General features: G+C 63.4%; 14 protein-coding genes. 7 read left to right on the forward strand and 7 right to left on the reverse strand.

What is annotated here, in order from left to right; translation table 11 throughout:
* Positions 1-8 precede the first annotated feature (8 nt).
* Positions 9-383 carry a RidA family protein gene (locus Q358_RS0106770; RefSeq protein ID WP_027961360.1) on the reverse strand — a complete coding sequence of 125 codons (375 nt, stop codon included), beginning with the start codon at positions 381-383 and terminating at the stop codon, positions 9-11.
* A gap of 226 nt (positions 384-609) precedes the next feature.
* Positions 610-2031, reverse strand: a complete 1422-nt coding sequence (locus Q358_RS16755; protein ID WP_425402543.1) for a carbohydrate porin — start codon at positions 2029-2031, stop codon at positions 610-612.
* A gap of 350 nt (positions 2032-2381) precedes the next feature.
* On the opposite strand from Q358_RS16755, the gene Q358_RS0106780 reads away from it, so the two are divergent.
* The 7 genes from Q358_RS0106780 (at position 2382) to ugpC (ending at position 10460) form a co-directional block, all read left to right on the forward strand.
* A complete protein-coding gene (locus Q358_RS0106780) occupies positions 2382-3242 on the forward strand; it encodes an aldo/keto reductase (RefSeq protein WP_027961361.1) in 861 nt (286 codons plus the stop codon).
* A gap of 157 nt (positions 3243-3399) precedes the next feature.
* Positions 3400-4695 carry an ABC transporter substrate-binding protein gene (locus tag Q358_RS0106785; protein ID WP_027961362.1) on the forward strand — a complete coding sequence of 432 codons (1296 nt, stop codon included), beginning with the start codon at positions 3400-3402 and terminating at the stop codon, positions 4693-4695.
* Positions 4696-4709: 14 nt separating this feature from the next.
* Positions 4710-5684 (forward strand): carbohydrate ABC transporter permease, encoded by a 975-nt coding sequence (locus tag Q358_RS0106790; RefSeq protein WP_027961363.1) that lies wholly within the window; start codon positions 4710-4712, stop codon positions 5682-5684.
* A complete protein-coding gene (locus tag Q358_RS0106795) occupies positions 5681-6523 on the forward strand; it encodes a carbohydrate ABC transporter permease (RefSeq protein WP_027961364.1) in 843 nt (280 codons plus the stop codon). The genes Q358_RS0106790 and Q358_RS0106795 overlap by 4 nt, the downstream gene beginning before the upstream one ends.
* Positions 6524-6550: 27 nt before the next feature.
* Complete coding sequence (locus tag Q358_RS0106800; RefSeq protein WP_027961365.1) at positions 6551-8167, forward strand: alpha-glucosidase; 1617 nt, start codon at positions 6551-6553, stop codon at positions 8165-8167.
* Positions 8168-8221: 54 nt separating this feature from the next.
* Entirely contained in the window at positions 8222-9328 is a 1107-nt protein-coding gene (locus tag Q358_RS0106805) for an ABC transporter ATP-binding protein (protein ID WP_027961366.1), read from the forward strand.
* A 16-nt stretch (positions 9329-9344) separates the two neighbouring features.
* Positions 9345-10460, forward strand: a complete 1116-nt coding sequence (gene ugpC / locus Q358_RS0106810; protein WP_027961367.1) for a sn-glycerol-3-phosphate ABC transporter ATP-binding protein UgpC — start codon at positions 9345-9347, stop codon at positions 10458-10460.
* Between the two features lie 119 nt (positions 10461-10579).
* Here the strand turns inward: ugpC and Q358_RS0106815 are convergent, their stop codons facing one another.
* The 5 genes from Q358_RS0106815 to malF all read right to left on the reverse strand — a co-directional run bounded on the left by Q358_RS0106815 (position 10580) and on the right by malF (position 16161).
* A complete protein-coding gene (locus Q358_RS0106815; protein ID WP_043487801.1) occupies positions 10580-11104 on the reverse strand; it encodes a DUF1993 family protein in 525 nt (174 codons plus the stop codon).
* Between the two features lie 55 nt (positions 11105-11159).
* Positions 11160-12083, reverse strand: coding sequence for a MalM family protein (locus Q358_RS0106820; protein WP_027961369.1), 924 nt, complete (start codon positions 12081-12083; stop codon positions 11160-11162).
* A 107-nt stretch (positions 12084-12190) separates the two neighbouring features.
* Entirely contained in the window at positions 12191-13462 is a 1272-nt protein-coding gene (locus Q358_RS0106825; protein WP_051530231.1) for a maltoporin, read from the reverse strand.
* 208 nt (positions 13463-13670) lie between these two features.
* Complete coding sequence (gene malG / locus Q358_RS0106830; protein ID WP_013333439.1) at positions 13671-14561, reverse strand: maltose ABC transporter permease MalG; 891 nt, start codon at positions 14559-14561, stop codon at positions 13671-13673.
* A 25-nt stretch (positions 14562-14586) separates the two neighbouring features.
* The gene (gene malF / locus Q358_RS0106835; RefSeq protein ID WP_027961371.1) at positions 14587-16161 is read right to left on the reverse strand and encodes a maltose ABC transporter permease MalF; all 1575 of its coding nucleotides are present in this window, start codon (positions 16159-16161) and stop codon (positions 14587-14589) included.
* Between the last annotated feature and the right edge of the window lie 4 nt (positions 16162-16165).

Consider the following 16165-nt stretch of genomic DNA (forward strand, 5'->3'; position numbering starts at 1 on the left):
CAGGACCGCTAGTAGCTATAATCGATTGCCGCCACGGCGGCGGTAACGGTGATCTCCACCCTGAGCTCATCGGCCGGCAGCGGCGCACAAACACAGGTGCGTGCCGGGGCGTGACCGGTAGGCACCCAGGCATCCCAGACCGCATTCATGGCGGCAACGTCCTGGCCATCCTTGAGGTAGATGGTGGCGGTAAGCAGGTTCTCGCGATCGCTGCCAACCTCCTGGAGCAAGGCGTCCACGCGCGCCAGCATGCTCTCGGTCTGGGCGGTGATGTCGCCGTGGCGCGCCTCGGGGCCGGCCACCTGACCACAGAGATACGCGATGCCGTTGTGGATAACGGCACGGCTCATGCGCGCCTTGGTGTCGTAGCGATTGATGGTCATGGTCTCTTCTCGTCGTTGCATGAAAGGAAGCAACGATTATCGCCGCTGCGTCGGGCAGCGTCGATGGCTGTGCTCGCCTTCGCTTCAGCCGAATCTCCCGCCCATATCTCGGTCACGGCGAAGCCGGGTGCCCAATGCAAAAAGCCTGCGGCGAGGGCCGCAGGCAAGCATCGAAACAGCTACATATCAACAAGGCGAGAACCGGGCAATGCTGGGCCCTGCCAACTCAGAACCAGACCTCGCTCTGCAGGCCGAAGGCCCACTCGCCGCCGGTGAAGCCATCACTGCCCAGGGCGTCTTCATCGCTGTAACCGTCGAGCGCCTCATCCCAGTCGCTCCAGGAGGCAAACAGGCGGATTTCCGGGCGCTGCCAGAAGCCCCCTATCTGGGGCTTGAACGTCGGGGCCACGGTAAGCTTGGTGTAATCACCGTCGACGGCATTCAGCCCTTTAAAGCCTTGGGGATCGAGATCCATCCACTGGTAACTGGCCTCGTATTGCATTTCGAAATTATCGGTCAACTCGTTGGCCAGGCGCACGTTGAGGGTCGCCCAGTCATACTGATCGCCCTGGACATAGCGATCTTCGCTGGTCTCGGCGAGGAGTGCCGGGGCGATACGCCACCGTGGTGCCAGATAGGTGGTGCCATACAGGCCGATGCGGGTAGATGCGGCATCCTCGGTCAGATTTCCGTCGGAGCCGATGGCCTTGACCTCTCCCCCCAGGCCCTGACCATGCAGCACGGCGGCCTTGAAGCTACCCTCACCCAGGCCGAAGAAGCTGTCGCCATGATAGGCCACCATGGTATTGACGCCAGACTCGGCGGCCTCCTGATGTTCGCCGATATCGCGATCATCGTTGTCGGCGGCGGACATGGCGTTGATCATCCACTGCCAGTTTCCGAAGTAGTTATTGGAGGTCAGGATCAAGTTATCGGTGTCACCCGAGAGGCCCGGGTTCTCGCGATCGACGGAATAATCGGCAAAGCTGCGGCCGTAGAACGACAAGTTGGACTTCCAGTTATCGGCCAGCTGCATATCATAGATACCCCCGCCGGTCCCCGCCAGGAAGACGATGTCACTATCGAGCCAGTGAATATCGAAGTTATCGCGATCGAAGCGCTTACCGGCCCAGATGGAGGCGTTTTCGAAGGCGCCGGTAAAGCTCGGCAAGTCGCTGAACTCGGCGTAGACCTGGCGCACATTGAGGTCGGACTCGTCGGCGGTCCAGTCGTTGCTGGTACTCACCCCATCGGCCAGCATGGTGGTGTACTTGGCCTTGGCGCCATTATCGAAGCGCATCCGGTAGTTGAAGATAGCCTCGGCGTAAGTATCCGGCTCGTTGCCCAGGCGCCCCACGGCCCCGCCCCGTGAGCCGGCCGGGGTCAGATAGGGACCACCCTCGGCACTCTTGCCATCGTCACCGATCAACAAGCCCGAACGGGCGTAGACGTTGAAGGAAAAACCCTCTTCGCCACTGGCCTGGCGCTCGACCTTGGCCAGGCGCTCTTCGACCTCCTCGCCGGAGAGGTAGCCCTCAGCCTGGGCCTCGGCCCGCTCGGCACGCTGCTCGGCGACATCCGCGCGTTGCTCGGCGGCGACAATGCGTGCTTCCAGCTCGGCCAGGCGCTCCTCAAAGGCGCTCCTCAAGGGAGAGGGTATCCGCACCGGCTATTCCAGCAATCCCCAGACTGGCGGAGGCAATGGCGATGGCGAGGGGCTTCTTGAGCGTGACATTGTGCATGGTCATTCTCGTCCTTTGTTATTGTCGCGACGGGTGATCATCAAGAGAGGCATCTCCCGGGGCCAAAGCGCCACCCCGGTGCGAAACACCATCCGAAACTTAATCGATACAGGGCTTGGCTTCAAAACATATTTTGTAATATCACTACCAATGTCTAAGATTTAGCGAAAAAAAGGCTCAATAACGGTAATAAAACAACAAACCGCTCTCGCCATGACATACCCTGGCCCATCGACATCACCACTGAGGACAGACGATGCCCCCCGAACCCCCTTCTCTCTCCCTGATGCTGGGTATGATGCGCCTGCATGAGCGCCCTGAACTACAGGCACCTGAGCGGCTGGCCGACTGGATCGAGGCTCGCCTCGACCAGGGCCTCGAGTGGTTTGATCACGCCGACATCTATGGCGGCGAGGGACTCAACGAACACCTGTTCGGCAAGGCACTGCATCGTCGCCCCAGCCTGGCACGACGGGTCCGGGTGGTCACCAAGGCGGGCATCAGGATGAACCGGGGGGATATCAAGCACTACGACAGCTCACCGGACTGGCTGACCGGTGCCATCGATCGAGCCCTATCGCGACTGGGCACCGAGCGTCTTGACGTTTTCCTGATCCACCGTCCCGACCCGCTGATGGAGGCCGAGACCACTGCCCGGGTGCTGGACGATGCCGTGCGCGACGGCAAGATAGCGGCCCTGGGGGTATCCAACTTCCTTCCCGACCAGTGGCGTCGCCTTCAGTCGGCACTCTCATCGCCGCTGAGGCACCACCAACTGCAACTCTCCCTGAACCACTCCAGCCCACTGTTCGATGGCCACTTCGATGCGTTGCGCCAGGACGGCCTATCGCCCATGGCTTGGTCGCCGTTGGGAGGTGGCGCATTGTTCGAGGGGCAGGCCGGAAGGCTCCTGGAAAACATCGCCGCTCACCATGGCGTCAGCCCGGCCGGGGTGGCCCTGGCCTGGCTACGCCGCCTGCCGGGTTCACCGATGCCGGTGATTGGCACCCTCGACCCGACGCGGATCACGACCCTGCACGACGAGGCCTGGCTCTCCCTGTCACGGCAGGAGTGGTACGCCCTGCTGGAGGCGGCTCGCGGTCACGAGATGGCCTGATACCCAGCTAGAATGCGACTAAAGTTGCGGTTGAACTTCGTCGCGAACGAAAGCTAACTTTGCTGGACAAGATCTTAATCGTTTAAGTTAAACAGAGACTTTCGGTAGATCGACCCGCTCTGAAACCATGACAACAACAAGCAACAAGGAAACCAGCATGTTCAAGAAAAGCTTGATCTCTGCCATGGTCCTGGCCGGTGCCGCCGGCAGCAGCCAGGCCCAATCAGCAGACCTGACCATTTCCTGTGGCGCCGTCGGCGCCGAGCTCACACTGTGCCAACAGGGTGTCGCCCTGTGGGAGGAAGAAACCGGTCACGAGGTCGACATCGTCTCCACCCCCAACTCTTCAACCGAGCGACTGTCGCTCTACCAGCAGATCCTCTCTGCCCAGTCCAACGACATCGACGTAATGCAGGTCGACGTGGTGTGGCCCGGTCTGCTGGCGAACCATCTGCTAGACCTCAGCGACATTCTCGGCAAGGACGCCGCCGAGGGTCACTTCGAGACCATTGTCGCCAACAACACCATCGACGACCGACTGGTGGCCATGCCCTGGTTCACCGACGCTGGGGTACTCTACTATCGCAAGGACCTGCTTGAGGCGCATGGCGTCGAACCCCCTGAAACCTGGGAGGAACTGACCGAGATCGCCGCTCAGATTCAGGCGGCCGAACGCCAGGCCGGCAATGACAAGATGTGGGGCTACGTCTTCCAGGGCCGCGCCTACGAGGGGCTAACCTGCAACGCCCTGGAATGGATCGCCAGCTATGGCGGCGGCACCATCGTCGACGCCGAGGGCGAGATCACCATCGACAACGCGCAGGCCGCCGAGGCGCTGGATCTCGCCGCCAGCTGGATCGGCAACATCTCCCCGAAAGGTGCCCTCAACTACACCGAAGAAGAGGCCCGCGGCATCTTCCAGAGCGGCAATGCGATATTCATGCGCAACTGGCCCTATGCCTGGTCACTGGCACAGAGTGAAGAAAGCGACGTCCGCGGCAAGGTCGGCGTGGTCAAGCTGCCCCATGGCGGCGAAAACCACGGCGCCGCAGCTTCGGGCGGCGAAAACCACAGCGCCGCGACTCTGGGTGGCTGGAACCTCGCCGTATCCCGCTACACCGAGAATCCCGAACTCGCTGCCGACCTGGTGGCCTTCCTGACTGGCGAGGCCGAGCAGAAGCGCCGCGCCATCGAGGGTGCCTACAACCCTACCCTGGCTTCACTCTACGAGGACGAAGAGGTACTCGCGGCAGCCCCCTTCTTCGGCACCCTCTATGAGACCTTCACCAACGCCGTGGCACGCCCCTCCGCCCCCACCGGCGACAACTACGGCCGCGTCAGCAACGGCTTCTTCAATGCCGTGCATCAGGTGCTTTCCGGTGACCAGAGCGGCGCCGAGGCCGTCTCCCGGATGGACAGCGAACTCTCCCGCATCAAGCGTCGCCGCTGGTAACCCAGGAGACTCTCATGTCGACTCCCCTAACCCAACGCGCCCCTCAAGTGGGGCGTTCCTCACCGGCAGGTTACCGCGGCACCAAGGTGCGCCGTCAGCGGGTCCGCGCCGCCTGGCTGTTTCTCGCGCCGATGCTAGTGGCCCTGGCTCTGGTGGCGGGCTGGCCGCTGCTGCGCACCTTCTACTTCAGCTTCACCGATGCCTCACTGTCGGATACCACCGGTGCCGCCTTTATCGGCTTCGAAAACTATCTAGTCTACGATGACGGAGCCTGGTACGGCCTGCTCACCGACCCGGCATGGTGGACCTCGGTGTGGAACACCATCTACTTCAGTATCGTCTCGGTGTCACTGGAGGTAGTGTTCGGCATCATCGTGGCGCTGTTGCTCAACGTAGAGTTCAAGGGCCGCATGCTGGTGCGTGCAGCGGTGCTTATCCCCTGGGCCATCCCCACCATCGTCTCGGCCAAGATGTGGGCCTGGATGCTCAATGACCAGTTCGGGATCATTAACCACTTGCTGATGGCGCTGGGTATCATCGACTCGCCCATCGCCTGGACCGCCAGTGCCAGCTACTCCATGTGGGCCGTGATCATGGTCGATGTCTGGAAGACCATCCCCTTCGTCGCGCTGCTGGTGTTGGCTGCCCTGCAGATGCTGCCCAAGGACTGCTTTGAAGCTGCCGAGGTCGACGGCATACACCCGATCAAGGTGTTCTTCCGCGTCACCCTGCCACTGATCACCCCAGCCCTGCTGGTCGCCGTGATCTTTCGCCTTCTGGACGCCCTGCGCGTCTTCGATGTCATCTACGTACTGACCTCCAACTCCACCGACACCATGACGATGTCGATTTACGCCCGTCAGCAGCTGGTCGAATTTCAGGACGTCGGCTACGGCAGCGCCGCCTCGACGATGCTGTTTTTGATCATCGCCCTGGCCGTGGTGATCTACCTCTACCTGGGCCGCCGCCAACTGGGAGTCGATCAATGAACCCGTATCAGCTGATCAAGCTCGCCAAGCGAATAGGATTCTATGCCCTGATCGCCTTGGTGATGGTCTATGCAGTCTTCCCCTTCTATTACGCCGTGATCACCTCGCTGAAACCCTCCAGCGAACTCTTTGAGGTGGACTACTGGCTTTCCTCGGTGGACGTCGGCAACTACGTGCAAATCTTCACCCAGAAGAGCTTCGTGCGCGCCATTTTCAACTCCATCATCGTCTCTCTCTCCGTGGTCTTCATCGCCCTGCTGCTCGGTATCACCGCCTCCTATGCGCTGGGGCGGGTACGTTTCCGCGGCCGAACTACGGTGATGCTGGTGATCCTCGGGGTTTCGATGTTTCCCCAGGTCGCGGTGCTCTCCGGACTGTTCGAGGTCATTCGAAGCCTGAATCTCTATAACAATCCCGGCGGGCTAATCCTGAGCTATACCATCTTTACCCTGCCCTTCACCGTCTGGGTACTGACTACCTTCATGCGTCAGCTGCCCATGGAGCTCGAGGAGGCTGCCATCATGGATGGCGCCACTCCCTGGGTGACTATCACTAGAGTATTCCTGCCGCTGATGTGGCCGGCCATGGCAACCACCGGCTTATTGGCGTTTATCGCCGCCTGGAACGAATTCCTGTTCGCCTTGACCTTCACCCTCACCGACAGCCAGCGAACCGTGCCAGTGGCTATTGCCCTGATCTCCGGCGGCAGTCAACACGAGCTCCCCTGGGGGCCGATCATGGCCGCCTCGGTCACCGTCACCGTACCACTGGTGATTCTGGTGATGATCTTCCAACGTCGCATCGTCTCCGGCCTGACCGCCGGCGCCGTAAAAGGATAAACACTCATGTCATTGACGGACTCCAAGATGCAAGAATCAATCTCCTGGTGGCGCGGAGGCGTCATCTACCAGATCTATCCACGTAGCTTCCTGGACAGCAACGGCGACGGCATTGGCGATCTGCCGGGCATTACCGAGAAGCTCGACTACGTGGCCTCACTAGGCGTCGACGGCATCTGGCTGTCGCCCTTCTTCACTTCGCCGATGCTCGACTTCGGCTACGACATCAGCGACTACCGTGACGTCGACCCGATGTTCGGCACCCTCGGTGACTTCAAGGCGCTGCTGAAGCGTGCCCATGCCCTGGGCCTGAAAGTGATGATCGACCAGGTCATCAGCCATACCTCGGATCAGCACCCCTGGTTCCAGGAGAGCCGCCAAGACCGTACAAACGACAAGGCCGACTGGTTCGTGTGGGCAGACCCCAAGCCCGACGGCACGCCACCCAATAACTGGCTGTCGATCTTCGGAGGGGCAGCCTGGACCTTCGACTCCCGTCGCCGGCAGTACTATCTGCATAACTTCCTGAAAAGTCAGCCGGATGTGAACTTCCACCATCCGGAGGCGCGCCAAGCTCAGCTCGACAACATGCGCTTCTGGCTCGAGCTCGGCGTCGATGGTTTTCGTCTCGATACCGTCAACTTTTATTTCCACGACACAGCGCTGCGCGACAACCCGCCGGTGCCCGAGGGCGAGGCCAAGACCCTGGGGGCACCGGACAGCAACCCCTACACCTGGCAACGTCACGTCTATGACCTGAGCCGCCCGGAGAATCTCGATTTCCTCAAGGAGCTACGCGCCTTGATGAACGAATTTCCCGGCACCACCACAGTAGGCGAGATCGGCGACGACAACCCTCTCGAGCGCATGGCCGAGTACACCGCCGGCGGCGACAAGCTGCACATGGCCTATACTTTCGACCTGCTCAACGCTCCCCACTCGCCGGCCTACATTCGCGAGGTAGTCGACCGCTTCCAACGGCTCGCCGGCGACGCCTGGCCCTGCTGGGCATTATCCAACCACGATGTGGTACGCAGCGCGACCCGCTGGGGAGCCGACGAAGACCCCGTTGCCTACCCCAAGGTAGCCCTGGCCATGGCCCTGTCGCTGCGCGGCAGTATCTGCCTCTACCAAGGCGAAGAGCTAGGCCTTCCCGAGGCCGATGTGCCCTTCGAGCGTATTCAGGATCCTTACGGCAAGGTGTTGTGGCCAGAGTTCAAGGGCCGCGACGGCTGCCGCACACCGATGCCCTGGACCCACAGCGAACAGGGCGGATTCTCGCAGGTGGAGCCGTGGTTACCGGTAGAGGAGCGCCACCTTCCCCTGGCCGTCGCCAATCAGCAAGGCGATGCCAATTCGGTGCTCAATGCCACTCGCACCCTGCTGGCCTTCCGTCGTCAGCACGCCGCCCTGATCGAGGGGGATATCCACCTCGTGGAGGTTGGCGAAGAATTGCTCGGCTTCGTGCGCGAAGGGAGCCAGGAGCGCCTTCTATGTGTCTTCAACCTCAGCGACAAGACCCTGAGCACGACGCTGCCTCAGTCCGGCACTCCGCTCCGGGGGCACGGCTTTATCTCGACACTCGATGGCAACACCCTGACCCTGCCGCCTTACCAGGCAGCCTTCCTGTCCCTCGACCACTAACGCCATACAACATAAAACAAGAGCCGGCCTTCGCGGCCGGCTAGGAGTCGCAAGATGGCAAGCGTGACCCTGGAAAAGCTCAACAAGACCTTTGGTAGCACCCATATCATCAAGGACGTCGATCTGCGGGTCGGCAACGGAGAATTCGTGGTCTTCGTCGGTCCTTCAGGCTGCGGCAAATCGACCCTGCTACGCCTGATTGCCGGACTGGAGTCGATCAGCGACGGCGAGCTCAAGATTTCCGATGACGTGGTCAATGACCTACCGCCTCGCGAGCGTGGGGTGGGCATGGTATTCCAGTCCTATGCGCTCTATCCGCACATGACGGTGTACGAGAACATGGCCTTCGGACTCAAGCTGGCCAAGACCGACAAGCAGGGCATCGAGCAGCGAGTGATGAATACCGCCCGTATCCTGCAGCTCGAGGAACTGCTGCATCGTAAACCCAAGGAGCTCTCCGGCGGCCAACGCCAACGGGTTGCCATGGGCCGAGCCATGGCCCGCGAGCCACGCATACTGCTGTTCGATGAACCCCTCTCCAACCTGGATGCCTCGCTGCGAGTGCAGATGCGCAACGAGATCGCCCGTCTGCACCACCGCCTGGGCTCCACCATGATCTACGTCACCCACGACCAGGTGGAGGCAATGACCCTGGCCGACAAGATCGTGGTGCTGCGCGACGGCCGCATCGAGCAGGTGGGCAGCCCACAGACGCTCTACCAGCAGCCGGCGACGAAGTTCGTGGCAGGCTTCATCGGCTCGCCAACCATGAACTTCATGCCGGCCGAACTAGTCGGCGGCGCCGAGGCGGGCTGCCGGGTCAGGGCTCCCGGACTCGGCGAGTTGCCCCTGCTCCAGGATGCCAGTGGCCAGAACGCCGGTGCCGAGCTGTCGCTGGGGGTGCGCCCCGAGCATCTGCGCCTTGCCGAGGCCGACGGCGAGAACGCCTTCGAGATCGTTAACGTCGAGTACCTGGGCAACGAGGTCTACGTCTACCTCGAGCCCAGGGTCGGCGATACCCTGCTGATCCACCGTAGCGAAGCGCCCAGCGACTGGCAGGTCGGCCAGGACGTCGCCCTGCGCGTCGACGTCGAGCATGCTCACCTGTTCGACGCCTCCGACCGGGCACTGGCCATCGCCACGCAGCGCCACGCTGCCTGACCAGGAGACATCACCAATGGGACACCTGACACTCACCGGCATCGGCAAGGACTACGACGGCGTCGAAGTCTCGCGAGACATCGACCTGAGCATCGAGGATGGCGAATTCGTGGTCTTCGTCGGCCCCTCCGGCTGCGGCAAGTCGACGCTGCTGCGCATGATCGCCGGCCTGGAAGAGATCAGCCGGGGCGAGATGTGCCTGGACGGCGAGCGTCTCAACGAGACGCCGCCCCAGGAGCGCGATATCGGCATGGTCTTCCAGTCCTACGCGCTCTATCCCCACATGACGGTGGCGGAAAACATGGCCTTCGGACTGAAGCTCGCCCACGCCGACAAGTCCGAGATCAAGCAACGGGTCGAGGCCGCCGCCCACACCCTGCAGCTATCGCCACTGCTGGATCGCCGCCCCAAGGCACTGTCCGGCGGCCAGCGCCAGCGGGTGGCCATCGGTCGCACCCTGGTCAAGCAGCCCCGGGTATTCCTGTTCGACGAGCCGCTGTCCAACCTCGACGCCTCGCTGCGCGTCGAGATGCGCGTACAGCTCGCCGAACTGCATCGCCGACTCGGCGCCACCATGGTCTACGTCACCCACGACCAGGTCGAGGCCATGACCCTGGCGGACCGGATCGTCCTGCTCAGCAGCGGTCGCATCGCCCAGGTCGGCGCACCGCTGACGCTCTATCACTTCCCCGAGAGCCTGGAAGTCGCCGCCTTCATCGGCTCGCCTCGCATCAACACCCTGCCGGTCACGGTCATCGATCCCGGCAAGCGGCGCACCGGCGTGCGACTGCCCAACGGCGAGACACTGCCCGTGGCGGTGGATGGTTCGCGCCTGACGGCGGGCGACACGGCCACCCTGGGCATTCGTGCCGAGGATTTCGTCACGCCGGATACGGCCGATGCCCTGCTGCAAGGTCGCCTGGGCGTCGCCGAACGGCTCGGCTACGAGACCCTCGCCCACATCGACGTGGACGGCGTCGAAGGCACCGTGACCCAACGTCTCGACCGCCTGGCGTGCCTCGAGCCCCGACAAGCCCTGACGCTGGGCCTGTCCGGCGAGCAGTGCCATCTGTTCGATACCGAGGGGCAAGCCTGTCCCCGCCAGGTGGAGATCCCCGGCATCGCCCGATGACGCGGGCGGCTCGCGTCCGCCCCGGTGCGCCGCACCGGGGTCTCCCGGGTGCCTGGCGGGCCTGACACCGAGCGACTGCTAATCCCGGCTTCTCGTCACGATCGGCCAGGCCCGTCAGGCTACTGGAGAAAGGAAAAGCCGGGCGGATACCGGTGATAGCCATCGAAATCCTCCTTGCCCAGCGGAACGCCCTCCGCCCTGGCGATGGCATAGACCATCGACAGGTGGAAGAAGAAGTTCGGCAGGGCGAAGGCCTGGACGTATTCGTCCATGGGCAGGGAGATGACCGCGTGTCCCGCCGTGTCCTCGCCCGGCGGCGAGTCCCCGGGATCCCGGGGAATGGAAAGCGCCAGGATGAACTCACGGCTGCGATCGAGCTGCTCCCGAACGCTGGCGTAGCGATTGACCTCGCCATCGTCTCGGTCGTCGCCGGCGTCGAAACAGACCTCCGGGACCCTGGCCAGCCGGCAGCAGGCGCGGAGCGCGAAGTTTGCCGCGATCCTGGCCTGGGTGTGCAAGGGGAACATATCCGGCGCCAGGCTGGCCTGCAGAATGCCGTGTCCCGCCGTATCGTGTCGTTCGATCTTCTCCATGAGCGCTGTCAGGCGCTCCAGGTAGTGAACCAGTGTGTCCTGCACCGTCACGGTTATCCCTCCTCTCCCTCGTCGCGTCTCTTCCCGCCAGCGCCGGCGATGGCCGTCAGCGCCGCTCCAGGCGTTCCGCCAGCCAACGCCGGGTGCCCGATTCCCCTTCACGTTCGGCATGCTCGGCCAGTGTCATCGCCAGCTCCAGGTCACCGCTATCCAGGGCGGCCCGGATCATGCGTCGCCAGTCGAGGGGTGCCGAATCGACCGGCTCGTGCTCAGGAGGTGGCTCGGCCTGTGCCGGGTTCGTCGGCACCGTTTCGGCGCCACCGCTGCCCAGCAGCGGCGCCAGCAGACCATCGCTCTCGCCCAGAGGTCTCACCCGCAGCGATACCTCACCACTGGCCAGGTGCGGCGCCACCGGATCGACCACCGCCGGCTCGGCGAGATGACGCGCCCGTGCCTGGGCTCGCGCCGGGTGCAGCAGTTCGCTTTCCGCGGCCCGAGCGGCAGCGGACGTCAGGACCACCAGCCGGTCGGCCCTGGCCGAGGGCGTGATACCGAAGCTCAGGTAGAGGCGGTCGTCATTCAGGCCCCGTGTCGGCTGGTAGGTGAACTCCCGCCAGTCGAAGCGGCGCTGTATCGCGCCCGTCTCGTCGAGGATCAACACCAGGGGCGCGAACAGCGACAGATGCCCCTGGTCGTCGCGCCGCACACGGCTGATCAGCTCCAGGCGCAGCGGCCCCATGCCGCGCGGCAGCTCCATGGCGTGAAAGGGGCTGGGACCAGTATCGAAGCGGTGAATCGGCGTCTCGGGGCCGAAGCGCAAGGTCCGCTCGTCATGGCTGGCCAGCGGCGATAACGGCAGGGAATCGAGCCCTCGACAGCAATCGCTGGCACTCTCGAGCCAGGCCTCGTCGGGCCGGTGCTCGGTGGCCGAAGGCGTCGTCGTGGCGCAGCCGCCGAGCAGCAGCACTCCCAGGGCGCCTGCCAGGGCGAGACGGCGCTTGGCCGCTCTGTGGGAAACTTCGATGGACATGTCATGACCTCTTGGGGTGGCAGGAAAGCGGTGACAAGGAAAAATGCCGGTGCCCCAGGGCACCGGCCAACGATCAGCAAGCTGTCATCTCACGCCATGCGTGAGGCTTACCACCAGGCCTCGGCCTGCAGCCCCACGGTCACGCCGTCGTCCTCGCCCATGTCGATGGACTCGCTGGCAGCGTTGTAGACATCGCCATCCCAGTTGGCATAAGTCACGAAAGCACGCAGTACCGGACGCGCGAAGGCACCGCGTCCCGCCGACCACTGCTGGGCCAGGGTCAGTTTGGTCAGGTCGGCGGTTTCCATGCCGTCATCCTGAGGGTCGACACGGTCATAGCCGAGTTCCAGCGCCGTGCTCTGGGTGTCGGTCCAGTAATAGGTCGGTCGAATGCCGGCCGACAGCCAGGTCTGCCCCTGGCCGTTGTCCAGGTCACGGTCCTCGTAGATGGCGGCGTAGAGCATGTCGATATCCGGTGTCAGGTTGACCTGACCGTGATCGAGCACGCGAATCATGTCGCCCTCTGGCGTGGTCGACGCCGTGTTGGTACGACCGGAACCGCCGATGATGCCGTCGGTGGCGTACTGCACCGCGAACTTGTTGTAACCACCGAACCAATCGCCCTGGGTGTGCTGCAGGGTCACCATGTGCCCCTTCTCGGGATCGATGCCGGCGCGGTCCTGGGCATCGGTGAGCGTTGCCGCGCCATAGTCGTAGCCGATCTCGAGGCTACCGCCTGGATTGGTCGCGATGTCCGCCAGGCGAATGTCGAGGGTGTTGTTGGCGAGGTTCTGGCGCCCATCGGGGAACTCGGTGTCCTCGCTGGTGTTGCGCAACCAGGCCAGGCTCAACTTGCCGAAGCCCAGGTCGATGTTCTCGATACCGCCACCGGGCCCCGAGAGGTCCCAGTAGTAGTAGTCGTTCATGTGGATGTCGTGACGCTGGTAGAAGCGCTTGCCGGCCCAGAGGGTCGCGTTGGGCAGCGCCTCGATCACCCCGGTCGCCTGGACGTTGAGCTGGCGCAGCGCAATGGTGTTGCCATCGTCGCTTTCGCTGTCCAGGCCCTCGAAGTCGTTGCCCTGCTCGTTGACGTAGGCCACCAGGCTGTCGAAATAGAAGGTCTTGCCGTCCTTCTCGTAGAGCGTCGAGCCCAGGCCCAGCTCAGCGTAGGTCTCGCACTCGTTGCCGAGGCGGTACTTGGCCGGCGCGCCGGCTGCCTTGAAGCACGCCTGATCGCCACCGCCGGTGGTCGAGCCGATTCCCGAGCGGCCATAGCCGTGGAAGTCGACGTCGGCGGCCTGTGCAGCCCCGGTCGCTCCCAAGGCGATGGCGGCGGTCAGGGTGGAGAGCGTAAAGCGTCGTGTCCTGAGTGAGGTCATGATGATCCCTTTATTGTTGTGCATGGCAAAGCCGGGCTTGAAACCCATGCGCTCTTGAAGCCCGGTCGGGCGTTAGCGGCGACGGCTCCCTGACGGGATGCCGCCGTGATGTCACTGTGTCGGAAAGGAGGCGCCCTGTTGTCCTCCCCGCCCCATGGATGAGGGGCGGGGGAACGGGGCGTAGGCGATAGTAAGCGGAGGAGGAGTGTCAGCCCTTCACGCCGCCGGCGGTCAGGCCGCCGACGATCCAGCGCTGACAGAGCAGGAACACCAGGGTGATGGGCAGGCCGGAGAGCACCGCCGCCGCCGCAAAGTCACCCCAGCGCTGGTTATGCTCGGCGAGATACTGCTGGGCGCCCACCGCCAGCGTCAGCTTGTCCTCGTCGAGCAGCAGCACCGAGGCCATGGGATACTCCATGATCGACATGATGAAGGCGAGGATGAACACCACCATCAAAATCGGCACCGACAGCGGCAGCAGGATGTGCCGGAACGCCTGCCAGGTGCTCGCTCCATCGATCATGGCGGCCTCCTCCAGGGAGCCGTCGATGGATTCGAAGTAGCCCTTGATGGTCCAGATATGCAGGGCCACAGCGCCGAGCGAAGCGAGAATCAGCGAGCCATGGGAGTTGATGCCGAGCCAGGGCACCAGTTGGCCGAGCCGGTCGAACAGCGCATAAAGCGCCACCAGCGACAGCACCGGCGGGAACATCTGGAAAATCAGCATCCCCTTGAGCAGCCCCGCCTTGCCGCGAAAGCGCATACGGGCGAAGGCATAGGCACTGGTAGTGGCGAGCAACAGGATCAGCACCGAGGACACCGCCGCCACCTTGACCGAATTCCAGAGCCACAAGAGCACCGGAAACGGTGGCTGTACGACGCTGCCATCGGCGCGTTCCCAGGGAATCCCCAGCGCCAGCGACCAGTGCTCCAGGGAAAAGCGTTCGGGAATCAGGTTGCCGGTGGCGAAATTGCCCTCGCGAAAGGAGATCGAGATCACCAGCAGCAAGGGAAATGCCACCAGGGCGACGACGCCCAGCAGGGCGAGATGCGCGGCCAGCTTGCGCGCACGGATGGAACGCGGTTGAACCATGGCCATGGAAGAATCCTCCTGAAATCCGGACCTACACCTCGACCCGGGAAAGCCGCAGGTTGAGCAACGACAATCCCATCACCAGCAGGAAGATCAGGGTGGCGATGGCCGCTGCCAGCCCGAAGTCCTGCCCGGCATCCTGGAAGGCGATGCGATAGGTGTAGCTGACCAGCAGATCGGTGGTGCCTGCCGGCGTACTCGCCCCGAGAATGTCCGGGCTGCCGCCGGTGAGCAGGGTGATCAGCACGAAATTGTTGAAGTTGAAGGCGAAGGCAGCGATCAGCAGCGGTGTCAGCGGCTTGATGATCAACGGCAGGGTGATCCGGAACATGTTGGTCAGGGGGCCGCCGCCATCCACCGCCGAGGCCTCGTACAGATCACGCGGCACCGACTGCAAGAGCCCCATGCACAACAGCAGCATGTAGGGATACCCCAGCCAGGTATTGACGATCAGCAGCATGGTCCTGGCCATGGCCGGATCGGTGAACCAGTTAGGACGGATGCCGAACAACCCTTCGAGGATCAGGTTTATCTCGCCGTAGGACTGGTTGAACATGCCCTTGAAGATCAGGATCGAGATGAAGGCCGGCACGGCATAGGGCAGGATCAGCAGCGTGCGATACACGGCCTTGCCCCGCAGTTGCTCCCACTGCAGCAACGAGGCCAGCACGAAGCCCACCGCCAGGGTGAAGAGCACCGTGAGACCGGCGAAGACGAAGGTCCAGACGAAGATGGCCAGGAAGGGGCCCCGCACGTCGGGATCCAGCAGCACGCGTGCGTAATTGTCCAGCCCCACCGCCACCGGCCAGCCCGGTGTCAGGCGTTCGCCCTCGCCGTCGACGAAGAAACCATGCTCGCGATCCGGCGTCAGTCGAGTCCCGTCACGTAGATCGGTGAGGCTGCCATCGGGGTTTTCCGTGTAGCGCGGCAGAATCGGCGCGAAGTGCCGCAAACCGGCCATGCGCAGCTCGACGCCCTCGGGAGTGGTCAGTACCAGTCGCTGGAGGCGCTCGCGCTCGGCGATCACCTCGCGCATGCCCAGGACCTCTCCAGCCGGTGGCGACTGGGCGGGATGCACCGCCAGGGAGCCTCCCGACTCGCTGTCGACCAGGGGCTCGGATATCAGGCGCGCCGCCCAGATACTCGTCTCTTCCCCCTGGGCCTCGAGATAGAGCCGGACACGCTCGCCTTCGCGATAAAGCCGGAAATCGAAGGCGCTGCCCTCGGCCTGATAGGTACGCTCGAGAAACTGGGCACGCACCCGCTCCTCACTGAGCAGGTTGCTCGAACTGTAGTTGCTGAAGCTGATGCCGACGGTATACAGCAGTGGAAAGATCACGAAGACGCCCATGCCGGCCAGTGCCGGGAAGACGTAGCGATGACTCATCAGCTCGCGCTTGCCGAACACTACCGCCAGGGAAGCCCCCAGCACCAGGAACAGCAACGCGAACATCCACTGCCCCCGCAGGTGGAACGCCACCACCAGCCACAGCAAGGACACCACCAGCGCCGCCACCAGGGCGCGGGAAATCCAACGGCGATAGCGCTCGGCAAGGGAGCGGGAACGATGGCGCGGCAGGCCGCGTGAAGCATTGGTCGTGAACATGGCC

Origin of the sequence: Halomonas halodenitrificans DSM 735 (genome assembly GCF_000620045.1) — a bacterium.
GTDB lineage: Bacteria > Pseudomonadota > Gammaproteobacteria > Pseudomonadales > Halomonadaceae > Halomonas > Halomonas halodenitrificans.

Excerpts from the sequence above, each read along its gene's own strand:
- Q358_RS0106770 (WP_027961360.1), bottom strand. The coding sequence starts at position 383 with ATGACCATCAATCGCTACGACACCAAGGCGCGCATGAGCCGTGCCGTT.
- Q358_RS0106780 (WP_027961361.1), top strand. The coding sequence starts at position 2,382 with ATGCCCCCCGAACCCCCTTCTCTCTCCCTGATGCTGGGTATGATGCGC.
- Q358_RS0106785 (WP_027961362.1), top strand. The coding sequence starts at position 3,400 with ATGTTCAAGAAAAGCTTGATCTCTGCCATGGTCCTGGCCGGTGCCGCC.
- Q358_RS0106790 (WP_027961363.1), top strand. The coding sequence starts at position 4,710 with ATGTCGACTCCCCTAACCCAACGCGCCCCTCAAGTGGGGCGTTCCTCA.
- Q358_RS0106795 (WP_027961364.1), top strand. The coding sequence starts at position 5,681 with ATGAACCCGTATCAGCTGATCAAGCTCGCCAAGCGAATAGGATTCTAT.
- Q358_RS0106800 (WP_027961365.1), top strand. The coding sequence starts at position 6,551 with ATGCAAGAATCAATCTCCTGGTGGCGCGGAGGCGTCATCTACCAGATC.
- Q358_RS0106805 (WP_027961366.1), top strand. The coding sequence starts at position 8,222 with ATGGCAAGCGTGACCCTGGAAAAGCTCAACAAGACCTTTGGTAGCACC.
- ugpC (WP_027961367.1), top strand. The coding sequence starts at position 9,345 with ATGGGACACCTGACACTCACCGGCATCGGCAAGGACTACGACGGCGTC.
- Q358_RS0106820 (WP_027961369.1), bottom strand. The coding sequence starts at position 12,083 with ATGTCCATCGAAGTTTCCCACAGAGCGGCCAAGCGCCGTCTCGCCCTG.
- Q358_RS0106825 (WP_051530231.1), bottom strand. The coding sequence starts at position 13,462 with ATGACCTCACTCAGGACACGACGCTTTACGCTCTCCACCCTGACCGCC.
- malG (WP_013333439.1), bottom strand. The coding sequence starts at position 14,561 with ATGGCCATGGTTCAACCGCGTTCCATCCGTGCGCGCAAGCTGGCCGCG.
- malF (WP_027961371.1), bottom strand. The coding sequence starts at position 16,161 with ATGTTCACGACCAATGCTTCACGCGGCCTGCCGCGCCATCGTTCCCGC.